The organism is Duganella sp. Leaf126 (assembly GCF_001423125.1).
Taxonomy (GTDB): domain Bacteria; phylum Pseudomonadota; class Gammaproteobacteria; order Burkholderiales; family Burkholderiaceae_D; genus Rugamonas.
Genome location: NZ_LMNW01000023.1, coordinates 22,877 through 49,256 on the forward strand (window position 1 = coordinate 22,877; position 26,380 = coordinate 49,256).

General features: G+C 69.0%; 11 protein-coding genes. 2 read left to right on the forward strand and 9 right to left on the reverse strand.

Features of this window, described 5'->3' with window-relative positions:
- Window position 1: 1 nt before the first annotated feature.
- The 5 genes from ASF61_RS11405 to ASF61_RS11425 form a co-directional block, all read right to left on the reverse strand.
- The gene (locus tag ASF61_RS11405; protein WP_056155664.1) at window positions 2–3,580 is read right to left on the reverse strand and encodes a condensation domain-containing protein; all 3,579 of its coding nucleotides are present in this window, start codon (window positions 3,578–3,580) and stop codon (window positions 2–4) included.
- A gap of 15 nt (window positions 3,581–3,595) precedes the next feature.
- Window positions 3,596–5,800, reverse strand: a complete 2,205-nt coding sequence (locus ASF61_RS11410; RefSeq protein WP_082491521.1) for a TonB-dependent siderophore receptor — start codon at window positions 5,798–5,800, stop codon at window positions 3,596–3,598.
- Window positions 5,801–5,829: 29 nt separating this feature from the next.
- Complete coding sequence (locus ASF61_RS11415; protein ID WP_056155668.1) at window positions 5,830–7,116, reverse strand: lysine N(6)-hydroxylase/L-ornithine N(5)-oxygenase family protein; 1,287 nt, start codon at window positions 7,114–7,116, stop codon at window positions 5,830–5,832.
- 2 nt (window positions 7,117–7,118) lie between these two features.
- A complete protein-coding gene (locus ASF61_RS11420) occupies window positions 7,119–8,219 on the reverse strand; it encodes a GNAT family N-acetyltransferase (protein ID WP_082491523.1) in 1,101 nt (366 codons plus the stop codon).
- 78 nt (window positions 8,220–8,297) lie between these two features.
- Window positions 8,298–9,953 carry a cyclic peptide export ABC transporter gene (locus tag ASF61_RS11425; protein ID WP_082491525.1) on the reverse strand — a complete coding sequence of 552 codons (1,656 nt, stop codon included), beginning with the start codon at window positions 9,951–9,953 and terminating at the stop codon, window positions 8,298–8,300.
- A gap of 144 nt (window positions 9,954–10,097) precedes the next feature.
- On the opposite strand from ASF61_RS11425, the gene fhuF reads away from it, so the two are divergent.
- Window positions 10,098–10,874 (forward strand): siderophore-iron reductase FhuF, encoded by a 777-nt coding sequence (gene fhuF / locus ASF61_RS11430; RefSeq protein WP_056155674.1) that lies wholly within the window; start codon window positions 10,098–10,100, stop codon window positions 10,872–10,874.
- 226 nt (window positions 10,875–11,100) lie between these two features.
- Here fhuF and ASF61_RS11435 read toward each other — a convergent pair whose 3' ends face one another.
- The 3 genes from ASF61_RS11435 to ASF61_RS11445 are packed head-to-tail and all read right to left on the reverse strand — an operon-like array spanning window position 11,101 to window position 24,624.
- Window positions 11,101–14,340, reverse strand: coding sequence for an amino acid adenylation domain-containing protein (locus ASF61_RS11435; protein WP_056155678.1), 3,240 nt, complete (start codon window positions 14,338–14,340; stop codon window positions 11,101–11,103).
- On the reverse strand, window positions 14,337–23,630 hold the full coding sequence (locus ASF61_RS11440; protein WP_056155681.1) for a non-ribosomal peptide synthetase: 9,294 nt from the start codon (window positions 23,628–23,630) through the stop codon (window positions 14,337–14,339). Before ASF61_RS11440 ends, ASF61_RS11435 begins: the two co-directional genes overlap by 4 nt.
- Window positions 23,623–24,624, reverse strand: a complete 1,002-nt coding sequence (locus ASF61_RS11445; RefSeq protein WP_156369564.1) for a TauD/TfdA family dioxygenase — start codon at window positions 24,622–24,624, stop codon at window positions 23,623–23,625. Before ASF61_RS11445 ends, ASF61_RS11440 begins: the two co-directional genes overlap by 8 nt.
- Before the next feature lie 302 nt (window positions 24,625–24,926).
- On the opposite strand from ASF61_RS11445, the gene ASF61_RS11450 reads away from it, so the two are divergent.
- A complete protein-coding gene (locus ASF61_RS11450) occupies window positions 24,927–25,139 on the forward strand; it encodes an MbtH family NRPS accessory protein (protein ID WP_056155684.1) in 213 nt (70 codons plus the stop codon).
- 19 nt (window positions 25,140–25,158) lie between these two features.
- Here ASF61_RS11450 and ASF61_RS11455 read toward each other — a convergent pair whose 3' ends face one another.
- A complete protein-coding gene (locus ASF61_RS11455; protein ID WP_229205811.1) occupies window positions 25,159–26,325 on the reverse strand; it encodes an endo-1,4-beta-xylanase in 1,167 nt (388 codons plus the stop codon).
- Window positions 26,326–26,380 lie beyond the last annotated feature (55 nt).

Here is a 26,380-nt window from a genome sequence, read left to right on the forward strand (position 1 = left end):
CTCAGAGCGACTCCAGGGTATCCATGAATGACGCGAGGTCTTCCATCCTCGATTGTTGCGATGGTTGCGATGATGGCGGTCGGAGGGTGGCGATATGGGCGGCCATCAGCGCCAACGACCTGGTTTCAAAGACGGCGCGCAGTGGCAGCGCGACCGACAGCTGCAGGTTGACACGCGAAACCAGTTGCACGGCCAGCAGCGAATGCCCGCCCAGCGCGAAGAAATTGTCGTCGCGGCCCACGCGCGGCACGTCCAGCAGCGCGCACCAGATGGCCGCCAGCGCCTGTTCCAGTTCGCCCTGCGGCGTCACGTAAGCGCTGTCGCTGTGGTCAACCTGGTCGCGCGGCGACAGCGCAGGCAGTGCACTGCGCTCGACCTTGCCGGCCGGGCTCAGCGGCAAGCGCGCCAGCGCCACGATGGCCGCAGGCTGCATGTAGTCGGGCAGTGTGGCCGCCAGCGCCTGGCGCAATTCGGCCACCTGGGCGTCCTCGCGCTGCGGGCTGATATAGGCCACCAGCTGCAGGCCGGCGCTGCCCTGCTGCGCCACTACGACCGCTTCGCGCACGCCCGGCTGCGCCAGCAGCTGCGCTTCGATCTCACCGAGCTCCACGCGGAAGCCACGGATCTTGACCTGGTGATCGATCCGGCCCAGGTAATCGAGCTGGCCGTCACGCCAGCGGACCAGATCGCCCGTGCGGTAACGGCGCGCGCCGGGCACGCCGTGCGGATCGGGCACAAAACGCTCGGCGGTCAGGCCCGGCCGGCCCAGATAGCCGCGCGCCAGCAGCGCGCCGCCAATGCACAATTCACCGGCCGCACCGCCCGGCGCCAACGCCAGGCCGGCATCGACCACCTGCAGGGCACGCCCCGGCAGCGGCGTACCGATCGGCATCTGGGACGGGGTTGTAGCCGATCGTGCAGCGGCTGCGTTTTCTGTTTCTGCTGCTCCGGCTTCTGCCCCTGATGCTACTGCAGCTCCTACTCCGGTTGCTCCGGTTGCTTCAGCGGCTACACCTTCTACCGTTGCTGCCGCCGCAGCCTCCGGTGCCTGCAAATCCTGCAGCGATCCCGGACGCGCCAAAATCCGCGGCAGCGCCGGCCCGATGTACGGTGCGCAGTCCAGCGTGGTGGCCGTCACCGTCGCTTCGGTCGGGCCGTAGGTGTTGAGCAGGCGGATGTACGTCATGCCGGCCTGGCGCCACGCCTGCAGCGCTTCGGGCGGCATCGCTTCGCCACCGGCGTGCACCTGGCGCAGCACCCCGTAATCGCGCGGACCGCGGCCGGCAAAGTCCTGCGCCAGCAGCGACCAGTAGGCGGTCGTGAGGTCGGCCACCGTGATCCGGTGGCGCTGCAGCGCCTGATAAAACGTTTCGCTGTCCCATAAGTCGGGGCCGCGCAACACCAGCGTGGCGCCGACGCACAGCGTGGGCCATGTCTGCTCGACGAAGCCGTCGAAATTGAGTGTCGAGAACTGCAGCATGCGGTCCTGCGCGGTCAGCCCGAAGAAACCGACCGAGACCTGAACATGGCGGGACAAAGCCTGATGGGCGATGCCCACGCCCTTCGGCTTGCCGGTCGAACCCGACGTGTAGATCACATAGGCCAGTTGCTGGCCCAGCGTCTGCACGGCCGGATCGTGCTCGCGCGCCGACGGCTGCTCCACCAGTTGCACGGCCACGGTCTGCGGCAGCGCCGGCAGCAGCGGCAGCACGGCGCCCTGCGTGAGCAGCAGCGTCATGCCGCTGTCGGCAATCATGTGCGCCAGGCGCTCGGCCGGATAGCCGGGGTCGAGCGGCACGTAGGCAGCGCCGGTCTTGAGGATGGCCAGCAGGCCGACGATCATGTCGATTGAGCGCTCGACCGCGATGCCGATGCGTACCTCGGGCGCGGCGCCGCGCGCGATCAGGGCATGCGCCAGGCGGTTGGCGCGCAGGTTCAGTGTCCGGTAAGTGAGCTGTGCTTCGCCGTCGATCAGCGCCACGGCATCGGGGTGCCGGGCCGCCTGAGCTGCGAACTGCAGGTGGACCGGCAGGTCGTTCCAGGGACCGCCCGGATTGCACCCGGTGGCCAGCAATGCGGCCGTGTGCGCCGGCGACATCAGGTCCAGGCCATCGAGCACGGTATCGGGCTGCGCCAGCATCGTTGCGAGCACGTCGATGAAGTACGCGCCGATGGCCGCCACCGCTGGCGCATCGAACAAGGCGGTGCGGTATTCGAAGCTGGCCGTGACGCCGGCGGCGCCCACGGCGATATCGAGCGACAGGTCGAACTTGGCCTCGACCTGCGCTTCCGACACCAGGCTGACGGCCAGGCCATCGAGGACCGGCAGTACCGGTGCGGCGCCGTCGTCGTGGCGCATATTGAACAGCACCTGGAACAGCGGGCTGCGCGACAGGTCGCGTTCGACGCGCATGGCGTCGAGCAGCAGCTCGAACGGCAGTTCCGCATGTTCGAGCGCGGCAAGCGCTTCACCGCGCAGACGGCGGCACAGGCTGCGCGCCGTCAGGCCAGGCGCCAGCCGCACCCGGTACACCTGGGTGTTGACAAAAAATCCGATCAGGTCGTGAACTTCGTGGCGGTTACGGCCGGCGTTGGGCACCCCGATGGCAAAGTCGCGCTGGCCGGACAGCCGGGCCAGCACCAGCTGCCACGCCGCCATCAGCAGCACGAACGGCGTGCAGTGTTCTACACGACAAAAAGCCTGCGCCGCCGCGGCCAGTGCCGGCGGCAGTGCGACATCATGATGGCCGGCGCGGTTATCGAGCGCGCCGGCCGGCGACGCCGCGGCAGCGCAGGGCGCCGTCGCAACGGCATCGGCGCCCGGCGCGGTCGGCTGGCTGCGGGCCGGCAGATTCAATGCCGGCTGATTCAATGCCGGCAGGTTCAGCGCGGGCACAGCATCGCCAAGGTAAGCACGCCAGTACGCAAGTTCGGTCTCCAGGCGCGCGCCCTGCAGCGTGCTGCGCTGCCAGCGGGCGTAATCGGCGTACTGCAGGGCCAGCGGCGGCAGGCCGGGGGCACCTGCCTGCGCGTTGCGGTAGGCTTGGGCCAGGTCGCGGATCAGCACCGGATTGGACCAGGCGTCGGAGACGATGTGATGCATGCTCAGCATCAGTACCGACACCCGGGCGCCGCAGTCGATCAGTACCGCGCGCAGCAAAGGCGCCTGCGCCAGGTTGAACGGCGTGTCCGCTTCGCGTTGCAGGCGCGCTGCCAGCCAGTCAGCAGTGCCCCGGTCAGGCGCCCGCTCGCGCATCAGCACCAGTTGCGGGTCGGCCACCATGCGCTGCAGCGGCACCCCCTCGTGCTCTTCGAATTGCGTGCGCAAGACGCCATGTCGCTGCACCAGTGCGCGCAGCGCCGTCTCCAGCGCAGCGCCATCGCATGGTCCTTCGAGGCGGAAAGCGCGGCACACATTGTAGGCGGTGGACGCCGGTTCGTAGCGCTGCAGGAACCACAGCCGCTGCTGCTGGAACGACAGGGGGCTGGTCTCGCCGTCGGCAACGCCGGGCGCGATGGCGTCGGCGTGCGCTTGATCGCCCTGCAACAGGGCGCGCAATTGGTCTTGGTTAATGGTCATGGGCAGACGATAGGACTACAGCTTGAGGCGCAGGCTCAGTGCGATGGCGCGCGGTTCGCCAAGCACGTTGCCATTGATCGGGGTGTTGATGCGCTGGTAGTAGTAGCGGTCGAACAGGTTGCTGACATTGAGCGCCAGCGTCGCATGGCGGTTCAGCTCCCAGGCCGCGTGCAGATCGACGGTGCTGTAGCCGCCCTGCCCCAGTTGCGCACCGCCGAGCGTGGGGAAGGTGTTGTAGAAGCGGCTCACCGCACTGACCGCACCGCCCACGCTGAGAGGACTTAACGCGCCGGAGAATGCATAATTGGCGCCCATGCGCAGCATGTGGCGCGGTGCGATGGCCGAAAATGCGCTGGAATCGAGGCTGGCGAGATTTTCCAGTTCGCGCGAGTTGATATAGGTGTAGCCGCCGTAGACGTCGAGCGACGCCAGCGGCTTGCCGTTGATCTGCGCTTCCACGCCCTGGTTACGGGTCTTGCCGCGCGCGATGTAGTAATCGACGCCGTCGGGTACCACCACCACCTGCGCGCGCCCTTTTTCGCTGACGCGGAACAGCGCCAGCGAACCGCTCACGGCGCGGTCCGGGCTCTCGGCCTTGATACCGAGTTCGTACTGACGCCCCTTGAGCGGATCGAGCGGCGTTCCGTCGCGACCGGCGAAGGCCTGCGGCTGGAACACGTCGACATAACTCGCGTAGACCGAATAGTCGCGTGCCAGATCGTAGATCAGGCCGGCCTGGGCCGACACCCTGCCATTGGCGCGGTTCCCGGTCAGCACCGACGTCTGTTGCGTGTAGTCGTCGGTGGTGGCCTTCCACCACGAACCGCGTGCGCCCAGCACCAGGGTCAGCGGATCGGTCACGCTGAAGCGCGCATTGGTGTACACGCCATACTGCTGCGAGCGCAGGTTTTGTCCCTCGCCCAGCGGCAGGAAGGCCGGGCGCGGAAAATCGTGGCGCGGCTGGTAGATATCGACCTGTTCGTCGAATTCGCCCTGGTAGTAGGGCGAGGCAAAACGCACGCGGTTGTAGTTGGCTCCTACGACCAGCTGGTGACGGCGTCCGAGCAGCGAGAACGGACCGCCGGCATTCAGGTCCACGCCGTACTGGTACTGGCGGTCCTGGCCGCCGCCGACGAACAGCTGGACCAGGTTGTCATCGGCGCTGATCGGATTCCATGGGTAGGCCTGGATGCGGTCCAGACCACTTTTTTGCCAGTTGGCCGAGAGGCGGCTGCTCCAGCCGCCGCCGAACTTGTGATCGAGTTCCGCAAACGCGGTGCTGGTACGGTACTGGTCGAGGTTGAAGCTGGCGCCGATGTTGGTATGGCGCGGAATGTGCGGCAACGACACCACCGGCATGCCGCTCGATGTGTCGAGCACCGCCGGATAGGTCCAGGGCTGCTCGGCGCCGCGCACGTACTGGCTGCTGGCGCCCACGGTCAGCATGGTCGCCGGCGAGAACGCGTAATCGAGCACGCCATAGATGGTGCTGTTGCGCTCGTGCGCATAGTCGTAGAAGAAATCGCGGTCCTGCACCACGCCGACCACGCGCCCGCGCAAGGTACCGTCCTGGTTCAGCGGCGCGGTGACGTCGAACTCCGCGCGGCGGTTGTTCCACGAACCGGCGCTGATGTCGGCACTGGCCTGCAACGCGCTGCGCGGGCGCTTGCGCACCAGGTTGATGCTGCCGCCCGAGCCGCTGGTGCCGGCATACAGCGCGGCCGGTCCCTTGAGCACTTCCACCCGCTCGAACAGCGCCAGGTCGGACGAGGCGCTGACGCGGAAGTCGTACGTGGTCGGCACGCCGTCGAGCTGCACCGAATTGACTTCGTAACCGCGCGCGTAAAAGATGGCGCGGTTGGCATCCTTGTTTTCCACCGTTACGCCGGGCGTGCGGCGCAGCGCATCGGACAAGGTGGCGAGGTTTTGCTGTTCGATCTCGTCGCGCGTGACCACGCTGACCGATTGCGCGATCTCGCGCATGGCCAGCGGCTGCTTGGAACCGACCGTCACGCGCGGATTACCGGGCTGCTCGGCGCTGCCCTTGACCACCACTTCGGCCATGGCGGTTGGCTGTTCCTGTACCGGTTGCGGCGCCGCTTCCTGTGCCAGCGCCGGACCGGCGGCGGTCAGGGCCGAGGCGGCTGAGACGGCTGACAAGGCTGATAAGGCGGACGCCAGCGCCGTACGGCGGGCGGATCGTTTGCGAGCTTTGGACATCGTTATTCCTCGATTTTTTATATTGAAAGTCAAAAGGCGGCAGCGACCTGGCGCCGCCGTGCCAGCATGGCGCCGGCGATTTCCTGGGAACGGATCGCCAGCACCGATAACAGGGTGTCGCTGAGACCGTGCGTGTCTTCGCAACAGCCCTGCAGGAACACGCCGGCTGCACAGTCCTGCGGTCCGCGCAACCGGTAGTCGCGTCCCACGTCGGCCAGATCGAACCACGGCGCCAGCGGCGCCAGCAGGCGGCGATGGGTCTGGCGCCGGTAACCGGTCGCCAGCACCACCGCGTCATAGCTGCGGGTGATCGCAGCGCCGCCTTCGCAGTGGCGCAAGTCCACCGCGAGGGTGCCGCCATCGTCGACCCGCAGGCCTGCCACCTCGTGTTCGAACAGCACGCGGTGGCGCGCATCGCCGTGTACTTTTTGCTGGTAGAGCACGTCGTAGATACGCTGGATCAGGTCGGCGTCGATCACCGCGTAATTGGTGTTGCTCAGTTCTTCGAGCAGGCAGCGCCGCGCTTGCGCATCGCGCTGGTACACATAGTCGGTGAACTCGGGGTTGAAAATCTGGTTCACGAACGCGCTGTCGTCGGCCGGGCGCAGCACCGAGTTGCGCACCACCATATCGACCCGCATGTCGGCTTGCCGCGCCTGCAGGTCGAGGAAAATCTCGGCCGCACTCTGGCCGGCGCCGATCACGGCCACGCGGCGCGCAGCCGGCAATCCGGCCATGCCGGCCAGGTAGGTCGACGAATGAAACACGCGCGCATCGCCGCGCCAGGAGGCGAAGGTCGGCGGTATATGGGGAGCGCCGCCGACACTGAGCACGACGTTGCGCGCATGACGTGTGCGTTCGGCGCCGCCGGTCAGGCGCGAACGCACGCGCAGGTGATCGAGAGCGCCGTTCGTCACCACCGGCTCCACGGCCACCACTTCCTCGCCGTAGTGGCAGTCGGCCGCACAGCGGTCGGCGGCCCAGCGCAGGTAGTCGTTGAATTCGTGCCGGCTCGGATAAAAGGTTTTCAGGTTGATGAAGTCCTGCAGCCGGCCGTGCTGTTGCAGGTAGTTGATGAAGGTGTAGGGACTGGCCGGGTTACGCAGCGTCACCAGGTCCTTCAGGAACGAGATCTGCATCCGGGTGTCGGGCAGCAGCATGTCGCCATGCCAGACGAAGTCGGGCTTCTGTTCGATGAAGCAGGCGTCGATGGCGCTGTCGGCAGGCGCAATTTCGCCCAGCGCGATCGCTAGCGCCAGGTTGGACGGGCCGAAGCCGACGCCGATCAGATCATGCACTTGGTAGTTGGCTGCCATGGTCACTCGCTGCGCGCGTTGGGCAGGTTCAGGTGCTGGCAATGCGACAGTTCCGCGGCGGCGACTCCGGCGGGCGCCAGCCGGCGCTCGCCGAAGAAGCGCTCGCGCAGCAAGGTCACGAGCATGGCCCGCTTGTGCGGAAAATCGAATTCCTTGATCTTGGCAAAGCCGTTGCGATCGAGGTTGTTGAGCTGCTGGTGATGGTCGGCGCGCGGCTCGCCGACGATGCGCTGGGTGCGCACGTCATCGAGGAAGATATAGTGCATCAGCGACGGCAGCCAGGCAGTCACCCACGCCCGTCCGCGCACCGACTCCTCGCCGATCAGCACATGCCAGCCGCGGTCGAAGTCCGCTGCGTCGCAATACGGGCCGATACGGTTTTCCTTGGCCCAGTACACCTCGAAATACGCGAACGGCTTGCCATCGGCGCAGCCGATCAGCGGCAGCATGTGGGGATCGGCCTGCAGCTGCGCGAGATAGGCGCGGTGTTTTTCCAGGTCGCCTTCTTCCTGCCAGAAGTGGGCCACCCGCGGATCGTTCATCCAGCGGTTAAAGGTCGGCAGGTCGCGCTCGATATCCACGGTGCGCAGCGAGAATACCTGGCCCAGCCACGGAATCTGGCGCGCATAGACCTGGCCCGATGGTTTGGGGGCGCGCAGCGGATGGCGCTGGCCATTGCTCATCGTGTACTGCAGGGGATAGGCCGTGCTGCCCGCGCGGGTGAGCCACAGGCCGGCTTCCTGCCAGAAGCGTTCCACCGGCAGGCGCAAGCGGCCATCGCCCATCTGCAGTGCTGCGCCTTGCAGCAGCTGATCGGCCAGCGCGGGCGGCGCCTGGTCCAGCTGCAGCGCCGCTTCCAGCGGGTACAGCGCCAGCGCGGTTTCGCACGCTGCCAGCGCGGCGTCACGCGCCAGCGCACCCTGGCCGCCCGCCTGCAGGCTCAGGCGCACCGCGCCACCATCGTGCGTCAGCTGCCAGCGTTGCACGGCCAGGCCGTCGGACAGCACGATCAGTTCGCTGCCATCGATGGCCGTGTGCAGGGCTGCGGCCTGCGCGCGCGGCGTGACGAATTTGCTCGGGTGATGCGGTTCGGTGTGGACCATGATGATTTCCCTATTGTGACGCTTGTGACGCCATTGGCGCCGTTGGCGCCGCAGATAAGCGTCGTTCAAAAATCGGTGTCAGGCGGCGTCGCGCGCGGGCGCCATGGCGCGGATGCCCGGCGTTACCGGCACCGGCGTCAATACCCCGCTGTCGCAGCGCAGCACGCGGTCGGCCACGCCGAAGTAGCGGTCGTCGTGACTGATGGCGATGATGGTTTTGCCGCCGCGGCACAGCTCCGGCAGCAGTTCGCGGTAGAAGAAGTCGCGGAACGGCGGGTCCTGGTCGGCGGCCCATTCGTCGAGCAGCAGCACCGGGCGCTGTTCGACGTGCGCCACCAGCAGCGCCAGCCGCTTGCGCTGCCCCTGCGACAGCCGCACGGTGGACAGGCGTGCGCCGGCCAGCGTGACCTTGCGCTCGAGCCGCAGCCGTTCGAGGAAAGCCTGCGCCAGCGGCCGGTCGAAGCTGCCGTGCGGCCCGACTAGGCCCTGGAACAGGTGGAAGTTCGAAAACACGGTGGAAAAATGGCTGCGATACCATGCGCCATGCGCCGCATCGACCACGGTGCCGAGCAATTCGATCCGGCCGGCCGACGGCTGGTACAAGCCGGTGAGAATGCGCGCCAGCGTCGATTTTCCGCTGCCGTTGCCGCCCACGATGAACACGATCTCGCCCGACGCCAGCTCCAGGTTGACCGGTCCCAGGCGAAAACCGTATTCCTCGCTGGCGTGCGGATACTGGTACTCGACATCGCGCAGCAGCAGCAGCGGCTGCCCCGGCGGCACGGCGGCCGCCGCAGGCTGCAGGTCGAAGCCGGTGCGGTGCGGCGCCAGCGCCAGGCTGTCGATCTTTTCCAGCGCCACGCTGCCCGACAACAGCATCGGCAGCCCCTCGACCAGGTCGTTGAGCGGCATGCGCAGGAACATCAGCACCAGCACAAACGCCACCACCGACTGGGAGGGCACGGCAAAGTAGCCGCCTGCCACGAACATCAGGCCGGCCAGCCCCAGGATCAGGACTGCGCCCCAGTTGAGACTGAAAATCCAGTAGCGGTCGGCGCGCACCTCGAGCTGGCGCGCCAGTTCGGCTGCCGGGGTGAAGTCGTCGTCGAAAAAGCGCTGCTTGCGGGTGGCGTTGAGCGCCAGTTCGCAGCGCCCCTCGATGGCACCCTCGTAGCCGCCGAAGATCGCATCGTCGGTCTCGCGCACCTGCTTCATCAGCGCCCGCATGCGCAGCATCATGGCCTGCGCGAACAGCGCGCCGCCGCCGACGGCCACCACGGCCAGCAGGAACAGCTGCCAGGACAGCCACGCCAGGTAGACGAAGCCGCCCACGACCAGCACGCCGTTGTACAGCACGAAAGGCAGCCGGTTGAAGGCCATGCCGATCGCCGCCACGTCCTTGGTCAGTGCTGCATACAGCGGGCCGGCGCCGATGGTTTCGAGCCGTTCGACGCCGGTATCGAGCACGCGCTTGAGCATGACCAAGCGCATTTCGTACACCACCCGGTGACCGAGTGCGGTGAGCAGCGCCTGCGACGCGTAACCGCAGACGAACAGCACCAGCAACAGCGCCGCGAACCACAGCCCCCAGTGCGGATCGGCCTGCGGCGCGGCGATGCGCTGGTTGATCGCGCTGATCAAACCTATCCCGGCCAGGGCGCTGCAGACGCTGGCCAGCGCCGTCAGCACCAGCATCAGGCGGAAGCGTCGTATCAGGGAGAGAAAGACATTCATGGCACAGCAATCCGTCAATTAACGCGAATGAGAATTCTTCGCATTTCGATTTACATTCTCAGGATAATAGATGAGAATTATTCTTTCCGCAATAATCTACGTTCATTTATTTTTCTGCCGCGATAACGACCAGGCCCCGCACCGATGTCCCTCCCCTCCCGCTCCCTGTCCGCGCCTGCCGGTGCTTCGCTGCCCGGGCCGCTGGCCGACCTGTTCCCGGGCGATCTTGCCGCCTATGCTGCCGCGCTGACGGTGGCCGAGGCGCCAGCGCCGTACCATCTCACCCTCGCTGCTTTGCTCGATGGCCCCGGCCTGGCCGCAGCGCTGGCCCGCTACGCAACCAACTACCCGGGCGCGCACGCCAAGGCGGTGGCCTCCACCTGGTCCAAGCTGTATTTCAATGCCTTGCTGGTGCCCGTGCTGGCCGCATCGGCCGCCTGCGGCTGGTGCTTCCCGCTGTCACCGCGCAGCGTGGTGCTGCGCACCGGCGCCGATGGCGCTCCGGAACGCTTCATCCTGACCGACGAAGGCGCAGCGCAGCCCGGTCTCGACGCGGCTGCGCGCCTGCTGCCGCTCGTACGCGGGCACCTGGCGCCGGTGGTCGAAGCCATCGCGCGCGATGGCAGGCTGGCGCCGCGCCTGGTATGGAACAACGCTGCCGTGATCGCCGAACAGACGCTGCTGCAGTGCCAGACGCTGCTCGGCGACGCGCCCCGCATCGCGGGCGACCTGGCCTTCCTGTGCGCCACCGAGACCTGGCCCGACCGCCTGGCCAATCCCCTGTTCCGGCCGACGCAGGTGGTGGACGGCGTACGCCAGCGGCGGCTGTGCTGCCTGCGCTACCGCCTGCGCCTCGATTTCTGCGCCGACTGTCCGCTCGATTGCACGCAGCGGGCGGCAGCCCAGCGCAAGGCCGGCTGACCCTCGCCAACCCCGGTGAAGGCTGCCCGGCGGCAGCGGCGCGCCGGTACCGGCCACGCCAGCCAGCACCGGCGACGCGCTGCCAGATTGTTCTGGCCTGCCTTCCAGGGGCCCTCGAAAACCGTGGCGAGCGGCCCGGGATCGTGTTCAGTAGCGCACGCGCAAGGCGGTACGCCGAGCAACGGCGCGGCGATAGCGGCTCGCGCAGTAGCTTTTCGAGCTTCCCTCATGCAGGCGCGCCCTGTAGCAGGGCGGCGCGCGCAGCAGGCGTCATGCCGGCCAGCTGGCGCCGCAGATCGGCCACCTGTTCCAGCTGCGCGCCGTCGCCGGCCAGCGCCGCCACCGCGCGCGCCAGGGCTGCCGGTGTCGGATGATCGAACACCAGGCCGGGAGCGAATTCCACGTGCAGCGCCTTGCGGATCCGGCCGACCAGCTTGATCACCAGCAGCGAATGCCCGCCCAGCGCAAAGAAATCGTCGTCCATGCCCGGTGCGGGCTGCTCCAGCACCTCGCCCATTAGGTGCGCCACCAGCCATTCGAGTGCCGTGGCGGGCGCCACCTGCGCTTCGGCGGGCTGCTGTACCGGATGACCTGGCGCCGGCAGCGCCCGCAGATCGACTTTGCCGTTGCCCAGGCGCGGCAGCGCCGGCAGCGGCACGATGGCGGCCGGCACCATCACGTCGGGCAGCACGGCGCGCAGGGCCGCCAGCCAGGCGGCCACCTGGGCGGACTGATCGCGCGCTTCCTGCTGCTGAGCCTGTTGCGGTGCCTGCTGCGGTGCCTGCGCCTGCACGTGCGCCTGGTGCTGCGGGACTGGCGGCACCGACGCGACCACCCAGGCCACCAGCCGCCGCTGGCCGCCCTCGCCGTGCGGCGCCACCACGGCCTGGCGCATCCCGGGCAGCGCCAGCAGCGCTGCTTCCACCTCGGCCGGTTCGATGCGGTAGCCACGCAGCTTGAGCTGGTGATCGGCGCGACCGGCCAGCTCGATGCCGCCCTCCGGCAGATGGCGCGCCAGGTCGCCGGTGCGGTACAGGCGCGCGCCAGGATCCAGCGGATCGGCCACGAACGGTTCGCCGGGACGGTTCAGGTAACTGCGGCACAGCTGGGCGCCGCCCACGTACAACTCGCCCAGGGCGCCGGTCGGCACCAGCGCCCCGTGTCTGTCAAGCACCAGCACGCGGCAATTTGCCATCACCTGCGTGAGCGGCAGCACTGCCGGCGCTGGCGTACCGGGCCGGTGAAAATGAGTCATTACGCCTACCGTGGTTTCGGTCGGACCGTAGTGGTTGAAGATCAGGGTCTGCGGCGCCAGCGCGTGCAAGCGCGCGAGCAGCCGGCGCGGCGTGGCTTCGCCGCCAAGGATCACGCGCGCCGGCAATGCCGGCGACTCGTCATCGAGCAAGGCATCGAGGTGCGACGGCACGATCTTCAGGCAATCGATGCCGCCTTCGCGGATAAAGCGGGCGAAGTCGGCGGGGGTCTGCATGTCGGCGGTGTCGGCCACCACCAGGCAGGCGCCGTTGAACAAGGCGCCGAACAATGTCGTGTTGCCGAGGTCGGCGGCCAGCGCGGAACTGAGTGCGAAGCGCTTCGCCTCGGCCAGCCCCAGGCCGCTGCTGGCAGCCAGCGCATAGTTGAGCAGCTGCCGGTGTTCGATGATCACGCCCTTGGGCGCGCCGGTCGAACCGGACGTGTACAGCACATACGCCGCATCGTCTGCTGCCGGCAGGTGTGCCGGTTCGGTGGCGGGCCACTGCGCCAGCTGTGGCGCCAGCGCCGCCAGCGATACGCAGCGCACGGCGCCACGCTGGCCGTCTTCGGCAGGCGTGAGCAGCAGCGCCGGCCGGGCGTCGTCGAGGATGGCGGCAACGCGCGCCTGCGGCCAGTCCGGGTCGAGCGGCAGGTAGGCGGCGCCCGCGCGCAGCACGGCCAGCAGCGTCACCACCAGGGCGCCGCTGCGCGGCAAGGCCAGCGCCACGATGCTGCCCGATGACACGCCTTGCGCGCGCAGCCAGTGCGCCAGGCGGTTGACGCGCTGGTCCAGCTGCCGGTAATCGAGCGCCAGGTCGCGCGCCTGCAGCGCCGGCGCACCGGGGGTTGCACGGGCCCAGTCGGCCAGCCGCTGCGGCAACATGCGTTCGCCGATATCGATCGTCTCAGCGGCCAGCGCCAGCAAGGCGGCGCGCTCGGCGGCGCCGACCACCGGCAGACGGTCGATCGGCAACGCCTGATCGCGTTCGAGCGCCGCCAGCAGCGTCACCAGCTGTTGCAGCAGGCGCGCGACTGCCGCTGCACCGTAGCACGGTGCATGACGCAGGTTGAGGCGGCGCGGTTGCGCACCATCGAATTCGACCAGCAGTTCCAGCTCGAAGCGCAGCGCGCCGTCGGGCAGCGCGCCGCAGGCAAAGGTGACGCCGCCGTCGGTCACGGCAGGCGGCAGGTCGCCGCACGCAAAGCCGGCGCCAGCGGCGATCGTCCCGGCCGCCGCCAGCGGGGCGAACTCCTGGGCTGCCACATGCTGCGCCAGCATCTGCGCACAGCGCGCCAGCCACTGGTGGAACGGTTCGTCCAGCGTCAGCGTGATAGCAAGCGGCAGGATTTTCTCGAACACGCCGACGGCGCCGTCCATGACCTCATAATCGCGGCGGCAATCGTGGCGCCAGCCGGCAGCAAATTCCCCGTGTCCCTGGATAAGCGCCAGGAGCGCCCACCACGCGGCCTGCAGCAGCACCGGTACCGCCACCGCATGGGCAGCGGCCACGCGCACCAGGCTGGCGGACACCGATGTGTCCAGGTCGTGCCGCTCGACGCCCGGCGGCTGCCGATCGTCAGCAGCAGCGGCGGCAGCGGCGCGGTACGACAAGTGCAACGGCGCGTGGCGCGCCAGGTCCGACCAGTAGGCGCGGCCGGCGTCGCCATCTTCGCCCTGCTCCAGGTCGCGCCGCCATGCCGCGAATTCGGCGTACTGCAATGGCTGCTCATCGGCCAGTCCGGCATACGCGCGCACCAGGTCGCGATACAGGATTTCCGCGCTGCGCCGGTCGGCCACCAGTGCCGGTAGCCGCCATGCCAGTCGCCAGCGGTCTTCGGCCAGCGCATGCAGCACTACCTGCGCAGCGCTGCTGCCGGCAGGCGTGCCGGCAGCAGTGGCCGGTCCCACCGGCGCTTCGGCCAGGTCCCAGCCGGCTGCCTCGGGCGGCACGATCCACTGGCGCAGGCCTCGATAGCCTTCGACGGTGCTAAAACGGGCGCACAGCTGGGTGTGGCGCAGCGCCAGCGCCCGCACTGCAGCGCGCAGCCGCGGCAACACGAGCGGGCCGCCGATGGCGATGGTCAGGACGATGGCATCGCCTGCGCCCGTGTCGCAGCCCTGGCCGGGGGCGCCGGATCCGGGCGCCACGGCGCGCTGCTCCGCGCTCAGCGCAAAGTGGTCCACCACGTGCACGGTGTCGGGCGCGTTCATGCCGCACCGCCCTGCGGCAGCTGCGCGCGTCCGGTCATTTCGCTCATCGCCACCACGATCTTGCGCGGCCCCTGGAACGGGTCGCGCGCATGCGCAGCCAGCATATTGTCGAGCATGACGACATCGCCCTGGCGCCAGTCGAAACGCACCGCACAAGCCTCGTACAGTTCACCGATCAGGCGCATCACCGCATCGTCGATCGGGGTGCCGTCGCCGTAATACACATGGCGCGGCATGCGGTCGATGCCGACCATGGCCAGCAGGTCGTCGCGCACTTCCGGTTCCAGGAAATAAATGTGATGCAGCTGCACCTGGTTGAAGAAACTGCGCTCGCCGGTCAGCGGATGGGTGATCACGGCCGGGCACACGGTGCGCGTTTGCAGCGTATCGTCGTCGAACCAGCGGCAGGCGATGCCGGCCGCCGCGCAGCGCGCTTCGACTTCGGCACGGTCGTCGGTGTTATAGAAATCGCGCCACGAAACATCGAATTTTTCGGTGAACGTGCGCACGTACATCAGCTGCTTGCGTTCGAACACCTCCACCACCTCGGGCGGCAGACGACGCAGCATTTCCCGGCAATCGACGATCGGCGTGGCGCCGCCGACAGGCGCCGGCAGCTCGCAGAAGAACCACTGCTTGCGCGGCCAGCGGTCGAGGTGGGAACTCTCGTTGTGGAACAGGATCATCTGCTGCTCGGGATACGGCGTGGAACGGTAGGTCTTCTTGCCGCCCTCCTTCTTCGGCAGGTCGCCGTACTCGCCATACAGCTGGTCGTCGATCGCTTCGGCAAACGACTCGAATTCCTGCGGCGATTGCAGTCCGAAGCCTCGGAACACGATGCCGCCATGCTGGCGCAGGGTGGCGTCGATCCAGTCGCGCTGGCTGCGCGCCCACGCCACCGGATCGAGATCGTCGGCAACCGGCTCGATCAATTGCGGAAAATCGCGTCCGGCATGCAGCGCTGCCTGGCGGATGGTGGCGCGCGGCGCCGGCCTGGCACCGGCCTGCGGCATCGTCTTTTTCAGGCCGGCGAGCTTGTTGACGGCAAGCGGCGTGGCGGCAGTTCGGTCCATGGTGTCCTCGGTGTACGGTATTTGCGTGGCTGGGATGTGGTGGGGGGTATGATCGGTGCGCTCGCTGCGTTCGATGTTGCGTTGGGGGTGGTGCTGGACATGGCGATCGACCGTGCGGCGGAACTCGGCAAGCGGCGTGGCCGGCGCGCCGAGCGCCTGTTCGAGCGTGGCCAGCCAGGCTTGCGCCAGCCGTTCCACGCTGTCGCGCGCGAACAGCGCGGTCGAAAATACCCACTCGCCTGCCAGCGCGCCGCCATCGCGGGGTTCCAGGAACAGCGCCATGTCGAACTTGGAGTAGCGCGCCACGGGCGGCAGCACGGTCGCTGCCACGCCCGGCATGTCCAGCGTGCCGGCCGGCGTGTTCTGCAGCACGAACAGCAGTTGCACGAGCGGGTTCCAGCGGCGGTCGCGCGGTGTGCCCGCCGCTTCGACGATGCGGTCGAACGGCAGGTCCTGGTGCTCGAAGGCAGCCAGCGTGGCACGCGTGGTGCGCTCGAGCAGCGCGGCAAAATCGTCGCCCGCCGCCACCTGCGAGCGCAGCGGCAGCACATTGACGAAGAAGCCGATCAGCCCTTCGAGGTCGCTGTGGCCACGGCCCGCGACATCGGTGCCGATCACGATGTCGTCGGCCAGGGTCAGGCTGTGCAGCATCAGCTGGAAGCTGGCCAGCAGTACCATGAACGGCGTTGCCCCGGTGGCCCTGGCCATGCTATCGACCCTGCTCATCAGCGCCGCCGGCACCGTGAAGTGCGCGGTGTCGCCCTTCAGCTGCGCCACCGGTGCGCGCTGCCTGTCCAGCGGCAGCGCGAGCACGGCGGGGGCGCCGGCCAGCGCCTGGCGCCAGAACGCGGTTTGCCGCGCGCCCTCGGGGCCGGCCAGCACCGTGTGCTGCCAGGCCGCATAGTCGGCGTATTGCAGCGGCAGCGGCGCCAGTTGCGGCGGCGCGCCGTCGCAGAAGGCCGCATAGGCGAGCGCCAGTTCGCGCGTGAGCACGCCCACCGACCAGCCGTCGGCCACGATGTGGTGCAACGAGAACAGCAGCAGGAAGGTGTCGTCATCGGTGCGCAGCAGGCCGGCCCGGATCAGCGGCCCCCGTTCGAGGTCGAATGGCTGCTGCGCTTCGCTGCGCATGGCCTGCGCGACCGCCAGTGCGCGGGCCGGCGGGTCCAGCGCGCGCAGGTCGGTCACGGGCAGCTGCAGCGGCAGGCGGTCGGCGATGGTCATGCACGGGTAGCCGTCGGGATCGGCCGCGTTCTCGGGATAGCGGCTGCGCAGGTTTTCATGGCGCGCCACCAGCCAGTCGAGCGCGCAGGCCAGTGCGGGTACGACGAGCCGGCCTGTCAGCCGCACGGTCGCGCCCATGTTGTAGGCGGGCGAGGCGCTGCCGGCCAGCCGCTCCACCAGCCACAGTCGCTGCTGCGCCAGCGACATCGGCAACGACAGCGGCAGCGGCGCGCCGGTGCGCGGCAACGCCTGCAGTGGCGGCAAGGCCGGCTGCGCAGATGCCTGACAGTCGGCGATGGCCGCCGCCATCGCCGCCAGCGTCGGCGCACCGAAGACGCTGCGCAGCGGCAGTTCGCACTGCAGCGTCATGCGCACACGCGCGATCAGGCGCATGGCCAGTAGCGAATGGCCGCCCAGCGCAAAGAAATTGTCGTCGCGGCGCACATGAGGCAGCGCCAGCAGCGTGCACCAGATGGCCGCGAGCGCCTGTTCGCGATCGCCCTGCGGCGGCGCCTCGTCCCGGTCGGCGCCCGGCGCTGCAGACGCCGGCGCCGGCAGCGCGCTCCGGTCCACCTTGCCTGCTGGGCTCATCGGCAAGCGCCCCAGCGTCACGATCGCGGCCGGCTGCATGTACTCGGGCAGCGCGGCCGCCAGCGCCTGGCGCATTGCCGCCACCTGGTCGGCGCCCAGCTGCGGGCTGATGTAGCCCACCAGCTGCAGACCGGCGGCGCCGTCCCGTGCCACCACCACCGCTTCACGCACGGCCGGCTGCGCCAGCAGTTGCGCCTCGACTTCCCCCAGTTCCACGCGGAAGCCGCGGATCTTGACCTGGTGATCGAGGCGCCCTAAATAGTCGAGCTGACCGTCGCGCCAGCGCACCAGGTCTCCGCTGCGATAGCGGCGCGCGCCGGGCGCGCCGTGCGGGTCGGGCACGAAGCGTTCGGCCGTCAGGCCGGGCCGGCCCAGGTAACCGCGCGCCAGCAGTGCGCCGCCGATGCACAGTTCGCCGGCGGCGCCCGGCGGCGCCAGCGCCAGGTCGGCGTCGAGCACCTGCACGGCGCGGCCCGGTAGCGGTACGCCGATCGGCATCTGCACCGGTGCTGCCGCGCCCTCGGCCACGTAGGGCGTGCAGTCGAGCACTGTCGCGGTGACCGTGGCCTCGGTCGGACCGTAGGTATTCAGTAGCCGGATCGGCGCCATGCCGGCCTGGCGCCAGGCCTGCAGCGTTTCCGGCGGCATCGCCTCGCCGCCGGCATGGACCTGGCGCAGCGCACCATAGTCGCGCGGGCCGCGCGCGGCAAAATCCTGCACCAGCAGCGACCAGTAGGCGGTCGTCAGGTCGGCCACGGTGATCCGGTGACGGTGTAGCGCTGCGTAGAACATCTCGCTGTCCCACAACTCGGGGCCGCGCAAGACCAGCGCAGCACCGGTGCACAGCGTGGGCCAGGTCTGCTCGACGAAGCCGTCGAAATTGAGGGTCGAGAACTGCAGCATGCGGTCCTGCGCCGTCAGCCCGAAGAAGCCGACCGACACCTGTACATGGCGGCTCAAGGCCTGGTGGGTGATGCCCACGCCTTTCGGCTTGCCGGTCGAACCCGAGGTATAGATCACGTAGGCCAGGTGCTGGCCCAGCGTCCGTACACCGGAGTCGTGGTCGTGCGCAGTTGGGGCCTCCACCACCTGGTCCACCTGGTCCACCTGGTCCACCAGCTGCACCGCGACCGCAGGCGGCAAAACGGGCAGCAGCGGCAGCACCGCGTTCTGCGTCAGCAGCAGCGCCATGCCGCTGTCGGCAATCATGTGCGCGAGGCGCTCGGCCGGGTAGCCGGGATCGAGCGGCACGTAGGCGGCGCCCGTTTTCAGGATCGCCAGCAGGCCGATCAGCATGTCCACCGAACGCTCGATGGCGATGCCGATGCGCGCCTCGGGCGCCGCGCCGCGCGCGATCAGCGCATGGGCCAGGCGGTTGGCGCGCAGGTTGAGCGCGCCGTAGGTCAGCGTGCGGTCGCAGGCGATCAGCGCGATGGCCTCGGGCCGCAGCGCCGCCTGCAGCGCGAATTGCGCCTGCACCGGCAGGTCGTTCCAGGGGCCGCCAGCGTTGCGGCCCAGCTGCAGCACCGCCTGGGCTTCCCTGGTAGCGAGCATGGCCAGGTCGGCCAGCGGCGCGTCGGCGCTGGCGCCGGCCAGTGACAGCAACAGATTGCGGTAGTGCCCCATCAGTTCGGACAGCGCCGCAGCGGGCAAGCGCCCGGTATCGGCGCTGAACAGCACGTCGATGTGCTGGTCGGGCATGACTTCGATGGTGAGACCGTAGTTGCTTTGTTCGTGGTTGTCGCGCTGGTGCAGGTGCAGCGGGCCTTGCGGCGTTTCGCACTGCCAGCGCCGGCCCTGCGCCAGCGGCAGGTTCTGGAACACCATCAGCGTATCGAACAGCGCGCCGCCGTGGGCCGCTTGCTGCTGGATCTCGGCCAGCGGACTTTGTTCGTACTCGCGGATCGCGCCGTTTTCCTGCTGCACGGCCTGCAGGAAGCGCGCCAGCGCCAGCGCCGGGCGCGGATACAGCCGCAATGGCAGCGTGTTGATGAACACCCCGAGCATGTCCTGCGCATCGGCAAGGTCGGTCGGCCTGCCGGCCGATGTGACGCCGAAGGTCACGTCGTGCTGACCGCTGTAGCGCGCCAGCAGGAGTGCCCAGGCCGCCTGCATCACCGTATTGAGCGTGACCTGCGCCTGGCGCGCGAGCTGGCGCAGCGCCCCGGCAGTCGCCGGCGCGATGGGCAAGGTCTGCGTGTGATGGCTGCCGCTGGCCGCAGCCGGTCCGCGCAGCGGCGCCAGCGGCGTGGCGCCTTCCATGCCAGCCAGGCGGGCGCGCCAGAAGGCTGCGCCGCGGGCCGGGTCGCCCTGGCGCAGCAGCCAGTCGATATACCGGCGGTACGCCGGGCGCGGGCGCAGGGCAGGCGCTGCGCCGGCCGCCCCTGCCCGGTAGCGCTCGAGCACCTCTTCGAGCAGCATGACCGAACACCAGCCATCGACGATCAGGTGATGACGGCTCCAGATCAGCAGCCACTGCTGCGGCGCCAGCCGTATCAGCGCCACCCGCATCAGCGGCGCCTGCGCGAGCGCGAAGCCGCGACGGCGGTCGGTGCGGCACAAGTCGTCGAGGGCCCGGGCTTGCGCCGCGCGGTCGAGCGCCTGCCAGTCGTGCAGCTGCAAGTCGAGTCGGGCATTGGCTACCACGCATTGCAGCGGCTGTTCCAGGCCGTGCCAGGCGAAACCGGTGCGCAGGATGGCGTGGGCGTCGATCGCCTGCTGCCAGGCGTCGCGCATCGCCTCGGGCGCAAACGGGCCGTTCAGTTCCAGCACCAGCTGGTTGCAATACACACCGCTGCCCCCGGCCTCGGCGTCGAGCCGGCTGTGAAACAGCAGGCCGGTTTGCAGCAGCGACAGCGGGTAGGCATCCTGCAGACCCGGATACGCTTGCTGCAGCGCCGATAACTGCAGCGGATCGAGTCCGGCCAGCGCAAACGGCACATCACACGGCTGCGGCGCCGCATCAGGTCCGGCCTCACCGTCCGGCCCGTTCCGGAACTGCGGTGCGCAGGCCGTCGCCGGGTGTTCTTGCAGCGCTTCTGCCGCTCGCTCGACCGCATCGACCGCACCGACCGCAGCGACCGCATCGACCGAGGGGAGGCGATCGGGCGCCGTGTCAGGCGCGTTCCGGTACGCGACTGGCGCTGCCGAAGCTGCAACAGCGGCAGCGGCACTCGACGTACCCGGCACCTGAACCGGCGGCGGCAGGCAGGCCGCCAGTTGCGCGATGGTCGGATGATCGAACAACTGCTTCGGTGTGAGTTTGAGTCCCAGCTTGCGCGCCTTGGCAACCAGCTGCAGACCGAGGATGGAATCGCCGCCGCTGGCAAAGAAGTTGGCGTCGAGCGCCACCTGCTCGGCCGTGCCGCCGAGTACTTCGGCCCATAGCAGCGCCAGCGTGGCCTGGTGGCCAGTATGCGGCGCCTGCTGCGCCGGCGCCAGCGGACCGGGCATGGCGGCCGGCTCCGGCAAGCCTTTGCGATCGACCTTGCCGTTGGCCAGCAGCGGCAGCCGGGCCAGCACCTGCCAGGCGGCAGGCACCATGGCGTCGGGCAGGGCCAGCGCCATGGCAGCCCGCACATCGTCGATCAGCTGCCCGGCCGGCGCGCTGCGATCGCGCGCGACCAGGCTGGCCACCAGGCGCAAGCCCGCGCCGCCCGGCTGCGCCCGCGCCACCACGGCAGCGTTGGCCAGCTCCGGGCGGGCCTTGAGCCAGGCTTCCACCTCGCCCAGCTCGACCCGGAAACCACGGATCTTGACCTGGTCGTCGGCGCGTCCGAGGAATTCCAGCACGCCGCCATCGAGCATGCGCACGCGGTCGCCGCTGCGGTACAGGCGCGCGCCCGGGACGCCGGAAACCGGATCGGGCACGAAGCGCTCGGCGGTCAGGTCCGGGCGGTGCAGATAGCCGCTGGCCACGCCGGCGCCGCCCAGATACAGTTCGCCGACGGCGCCCAGCGGCAGCAGGTTGGCGCGTGCGTCGAGCACGCAGGCGATGCGGCCGGCCAGCGGGGCGCCAACCGGCACATAGGTGGACAGCCCCGGCTGCGCCAGCGCCGCATCCTGGGTCAGGCAGCCCACGGTCGCTTCGGTGGGGCCGTAATGGTTGACCACGCGGCAGTCGGGTAGCAAGGCGTTGACGCGCCGGACCAGGTCCGGATCGAGCCCCTCGCCGCCCAGTACCAGGCAGCGGCGCGGCAGCAGCCGTTGCGGACGGTCCACCGCCAGCAGGGCTTTCAGGTGCGACGGCACGATTTTCAGGCAGTCGACCGGCTGGCGTTCGAGCTGCTCGGCCAGGGTTTCCGGGTCGGCGCTGGCAGCGTCGGCGATCAGGCGCAGGGTGCGGCCGGTCAGCAGCGCACCGAACCATGCCGTGTATCCGAGGTCGGCGGTCAGCGACGACAAGGCCGTCAGGCTGGCGTCCGGCGGCAGATCGAGGCGCGGCATCAGGCCCGTCACGTACTGCGCCAGGTTGCCCTGGCTGAGCACCACGCCCTTGGGCGCGCCGGTGGAACCGGAGGTGTAGATCAGATACGCCGGCTGCGATGGCAGACAGATTGGCGCGCGCCAGCGGCCGGCGGCGCCGTCGGCCGCGTCGGCGCCGGCTTGCGGGTCGTCCACGGCGAGCCATGGCCGGCCCGCCAGCAGCGTCGGCGCGGCGCCGCTGCCCAGCGTCAGCACCACGCCGGCGTCGTCGAGCAGCTGGCGCAGGCGCTGCGCGGGCAGGCTGCCGTCGAGGCACAGGTAGGCGGCGCCCGCGCGCCACGCCCCCAGCATGGCTACCATGAGCGGCGTATCGCGCGCCAGCAGCAGGCCGACGCGGTCGCCGCTGGCCACGCCGGCGCCCTGCAGCCGCTGCGCCAGGCGCAGCGCGGCCCGATCCAGCTCGGCGTAGGTCAGTGTCCCGCTTGGCCCGTCGAGTGCGAGCGCCTGCGGCCGCAGCGCGGCCTGGTGTTCGAACATCGCCAGCGCGGTTGCAGTCAATTCGGCCGCGGCAGCCGGGGCCGGCCCGGGCAAGGCCGGGCCGGCTGCCAGCGACAGGTGGCGCGGATCGAGCAGCAGCTGGCTCAGGCGCGCCTGCGGATGGGCCACGATGTCGCGCAGCAGCGCGCGGAAGTGCCGCACCATGCGCTCGATCGTACCGGCGCAGAACAAGCTGGTGTCGTAGCGCCACTGCCCGAGCAGTCCCTGGCCCGAATCCTGCCAGCGCAGATTCAGGTCGTTGGCGGCGCCGCGCTGGGTGGCAAACAGTTCGCGCGCCACATGGCGGTCCAGCACCGTGCGTTCGCCGCGCGGCACCAGCGTCATCATGTGGCGGAACAGCGGCGCCCGCGCGCCGTCGTGCAGCGGCGCAAAGCGCTCGGTCATCAGCGCCAGCGGATACTGCTGGTGTTTCAGCGCCGTGCGCAGCTGCTGCCAGCAGGCAGCCAGAAACGCCGCGAACGGCGGGTTGCTGCGGCAGTCGGCGCGCACGGGGATGGCGTTGAGCGTAAAGCCCAGCAGTTCGCGGTAACGCGCGCCGCTATGGCCCGCCACCGGCGTACCGACCAGGAATTCGTCCTGTCCGGTGTAGCGGTGCAGGAACACCAGATAGGCGGCCAGCAGCACGCCGTACAGCGATGTGCCATGGCTGGCGGCCAGTTGCCGCAGCTGGTCCGCCTCCTCGGCGTCGATGTGGAACTCCACTTCGGCGCCCTCGAACGCGGGCGCCGCAGGCCGTGCAAAATCGGTGGCCAGCAACAGGGCGCCGGGGTCGCCGGCCAGGCGCTCGCGCCAGAACCGTTCGAGCTTGTGACCGCGCGGTCCGGCCAGCATGGCGCTGTGCTGGTCGAGCCATTCGCGGTACAGCGCATCGCTGCGCGCAACCGGCGTCTGGCCGGCGCGCAGCGCTTCGTAGGCCCGGAACAGGGTCTCGAGGAACACGAAGCTGCTGCCGAAATCGGCGGCGATATGGTGCATGACGGCGACCAGGTAGGTGCGCACCCGGCCGCCATCGTGATCGATCAGCACGCGCGCCCGCACCGGCGCGTCGGTTTCCAGCGCAAACGGCTGGTCGGCATGGCGCTCGAGTACAGCCCGCGCGGCGGCCGGACCCAGGCCGTGCGTGGTCTCGACCGCGAAGTCGTCGCCGGGCGCCGCCCGCTGCACCATGCGCGGTCCGCCCCCGCCCTCGTCGTCACGGTAGACGCAGCCGAGCACCTCGAAACTGCGCTCGGCGTGCCCGTAGGCGCGGCGCAGCAGCGCCAGGTCCACCGGCCCCGCCAGTTCCGCGCCGAACGCCATGTTATAGGCCGGACTGTCGGGCGCCATCCGGTAGAAGGTCCACAAGGCCTGCTGGCCATGGCTGAGCGCCTGACCGGCCGCCGGGAACGCCGGACTCCATGCCGTCGCCAGATCATTCATGTCCGGCCTCCGCCATCGCAACGATGATCTTGCGCGCGCCCTTGAACGTGGCGCGCCCGTGCGCGGCCAGCATATTATCGAGCATCAGCACATCGCCTTGCTGCCACGGGAACATGACCGTGCAGTCATCGAGCACGCCGCGGATCTCGTCGAGCACCGACGCTTCGATCGGCGTGCCGTCGCCGTAGTAGACGTTCCGGGGCAGATCGCGTTCGTCGTCCACCAGCAGCATCAGCGCGTCGCGCACCGCCGGCGCCAGGTTGGAGACGTGAAAGAGATGGGCCTGGTTGAACCAGACATCTTCGCCCGTGCGCGGGTGGCGGGCCACGGCCTGGCACACCTGCCGCGTGCGCAGTTCGCCGTCCGCCTTCCATTCGAACTCGATCTGCTGGTCGCGGCAATAGCGCTCGGCGACGGCGCGGTCGTCCGTATTGAAGGCGTCCTGCCACGGCAGATCGAGGCCGTTGCCGTAATTGCGCGTGTACATCAGGCGCTTTTTTTCGACATGGCGGCGCAGCGCCGGATCGAGCCGCGCGTAGATCAGGCGGCTGTCGGCGATCGGCGTCTCGCCGCCCTCCTCGCTGGCCTGCACGCAATGGAACCAGATCTTCATCGGCCACTGGCGCGTGTACGACTGCTCGCCATGGAGGGGGATGACCTGGTGCGCCGGGTACTCGGTCGATGTGTACACGCCCTTGCCCAGCGCCGAGCGCGGGGTGGAGCCGAATTCATAGGTCAGCAGCTCGTGGCCGAAGCTGCGCGCAAACTGTTGAAACGCTGCCTCGCCGTGCAGCCCGAAGCCGCGAAACAGCAGCCCGCCGGCACGCTCGAGGTGGGCGTTTGCTGCCGCGATCATCGCCGCCGCGGTCGCGGGCCAGCGCTGGCCGCCGGCCGGCGTCACCAGCAGCGGCAAGTCGCTGCCCGGCAGCAGCGGTGATACGTCGAGCGCCCGGTCGCACCGACCGCCTGTTTCCGATTGCACTGCTGATTGCATGCCTGCTCCCTCTCCTGAAAATGAACGAGGTTCGGCGCGGCCGCAGGACCGCAGGGCCATGGAACGGGGTCTTGAGCAAGAATGCGCCTGGAAACGGGCCTGGACAGCGAAGGCCGTTCGTGAGTGTCTTAACAGACCGGTTGCTGGCGATAAACGCCATCAGCATGGACGCCGAACTGAATATTTTTTCAGTTTATCAGGAAAACAACGAGAATTAAATAGGAATCATAATCGTTTAGATTTACAATCGAAGCGAGTCGATTCGAGGCGCGTGGGCGCCATCGTCATACAAGGAGTGCAGCATGAGTTGGGATCACCCCGACACCCGTTTCAACGTGGTGGTCAATGCGGAAGAACAGTACTCGATCTGGCCGGACTACCAGGCCATACCGGCAGGCTGGACCGAAGCAGGCAAGCACGGCACCAAGGAAGAGTGCCTGGCCTATATCGAACAGGTATGGACCGACATGCGTCCGCTGAGCTTGCGCCAGGCGATGGCGGCGCAAGCGGCCTGACAGCGCGCTTACCTGTCAGTTACCTGTCCGCCGGGCGGTACAGCTGGCCCTGCGCCGAATTCGCGCGCGGCGGCATGAATTTCAGGGCCTGGACGATGGTGTCGCGCAGCGGCTTGGCGCGCAGCTCGCTGTCGTAAGGCGTGGGGCGCTGCGGCAGGCCGTCGGTGCGCACGGCGTCAGGCCAGTGCTGCAACCAGCTCACGTGGTCGGCCATGCCCCACAGCAGGAAGTCGCGGCAGCGCGGGTAGCTCAGCGTCAGATCGAGATAATCGCGCGCGATCGCGGCCACGCCGGCATCGCGCGCGCTGATATCGGCCGGCAGCTTGCGGTCGTTGACATCGAATTCCGTGATCAGCAGGTCGAAGCCCATGTCCGTCACCTGGTCGAGGAACTTGCGCCATTCGCTGCCGGCTGCGGTGGCCGTGTGCGGCAGCATGTCGCCGATATGGCTCTGCAGGCCGAGGGCGTCGACCGGCGTGCCGCGGGCGCGCAGGGCGCTGAGCAGCGCCAGCACGCCGGCCCGGTGCTTGGCGCTGCCCGCGCCCGGCCCCATGTAATCGTTGTAGACCAGCTGGGCGCCAGGCGCGTACTGGCGCGCCAGCACGAAGGCCAGGTCGATCTGTTCGATCACGCCCATCTTCTGGCTCAGCACATTGCCGATCAGCTCACCGGTCTTCGGATCGACCGCCTCGTTGACCACGTCGTAGCTGAACATCTCGCGGCCGAAGTGCGTACATACCGCCTTGATGTGCTCGGTCATCAGGCGCTCGGCCGCTTGCGCCGGCGACGCGCCGAAATCGTACTGGTTGACCCAGTCCGGCGGCCAGCGCCGCGATTGCCAGATCAGGTTATGACCGCGCACCAGCATGCCGCTGCGCTTGGCCCAGGCAACCATCTCGTCGGCGGCGCCGAAGCGGTGCGGTCCCGGCTGCGGCTGCAGCGCCGGCCACTTGGTGCCGTTCTCGGACACGATCACGCCGCACTCGCGCGCCACCAGGCGGCCATAGTCGCTCTCGGCAAAACTGCTGCCGCCGTGCCAGCCGACCGCGCAGCCGAAGCGCATGCCCTTGCGGGCGGCGATATCCTTCAACGGCTCCAGCGTGCCGGCGGCACCGGCAAGGTTGGGCAACAACACGGCGCCGGCGGCGCCGCCAAGCATGGTCAATACGGATCGGCGATTGGGCATGATATTCCTTGGTCGAGACCTCATCTTAATGCAATTTGTGCATGCTGGACAGGGG

Coding starts and splice junctions, on each gene's coding strand:
- ASF61_RS11405 (WP_056155664.1), bottom strand. CDS start 3,580: ATGACCATTAACCAAGACCAATTGCGCGCCCTGTTGCAGGGCGATCAA.
- ASF61_RS11410 (WP_082491521.1), bottom strand. CDS start 5,800: ATGTCCAAAGCTCGCAAACGATCCGCCCGCCGTACGGCGCTGGCGTCC.
- ASF61_RS11415 (WP_056155668.1), bottom strand. CDS start 7,116: ATGGCAGCCAACTACCAAGTGCATGATCTGATCGGCGTCGGCTTCGGC.
- ASF61_RS11420 (WP_082491523.1), bottom strand. CDS start 8,219: ATGGTCCACACCGAACCGCATCACCCGAGCAAATTCGTCACGCCGCGC.
- ASF61_RS11425 (WP_082491525.1), bottom strand. CDS start 9,953: ATGAATGTCTTTCTCTCCCTGATACGACGCTTCCGCCTGATGCTGGTG.
- fhuF (WP_056155674.1), top strand. CDS start 10,098: ATGTCCCTCCCCTCCCGCTCCCTGTCCGCGCCTGCCGGTGCTTCGCTG.
- ASF61_RS11435 (WP_056155678.1), bottom strand. CDS start 14,340: ATGAACGCGCCCGACACCGTGCACGTGGTGGACCACTTTGCGCTGAGC.
- ASF61_RS11440 (WP_056155681.1), bottom strand. CDS start 23,630: ATGAATGATCTGGCGACGGCATGGAGTCCGGCGTTCCCGGCGGCCGGT.
- ASF61_RS11445 (WP_156369564.1), bottom strand. CDS start 24,624: ATGCAATCAGCAGTGCAATCGGAAACAGGCGGTCGGTGCGACCGGGCG.
- ASF61_RS11450 (WP_056155684.1), top strand. CDS start 24,927: ATGAGTTGGGATCACCCCGACACCCGTTTCAACGTGGTGGTCAATGCG.
- ASF61_RS11455 (WP_229205811.1), bottom strand. CDS start 26,325: ATGCCCAATCGCCGATCCGTATTGACCATGCTTGGCGGCGCCGCCGGC.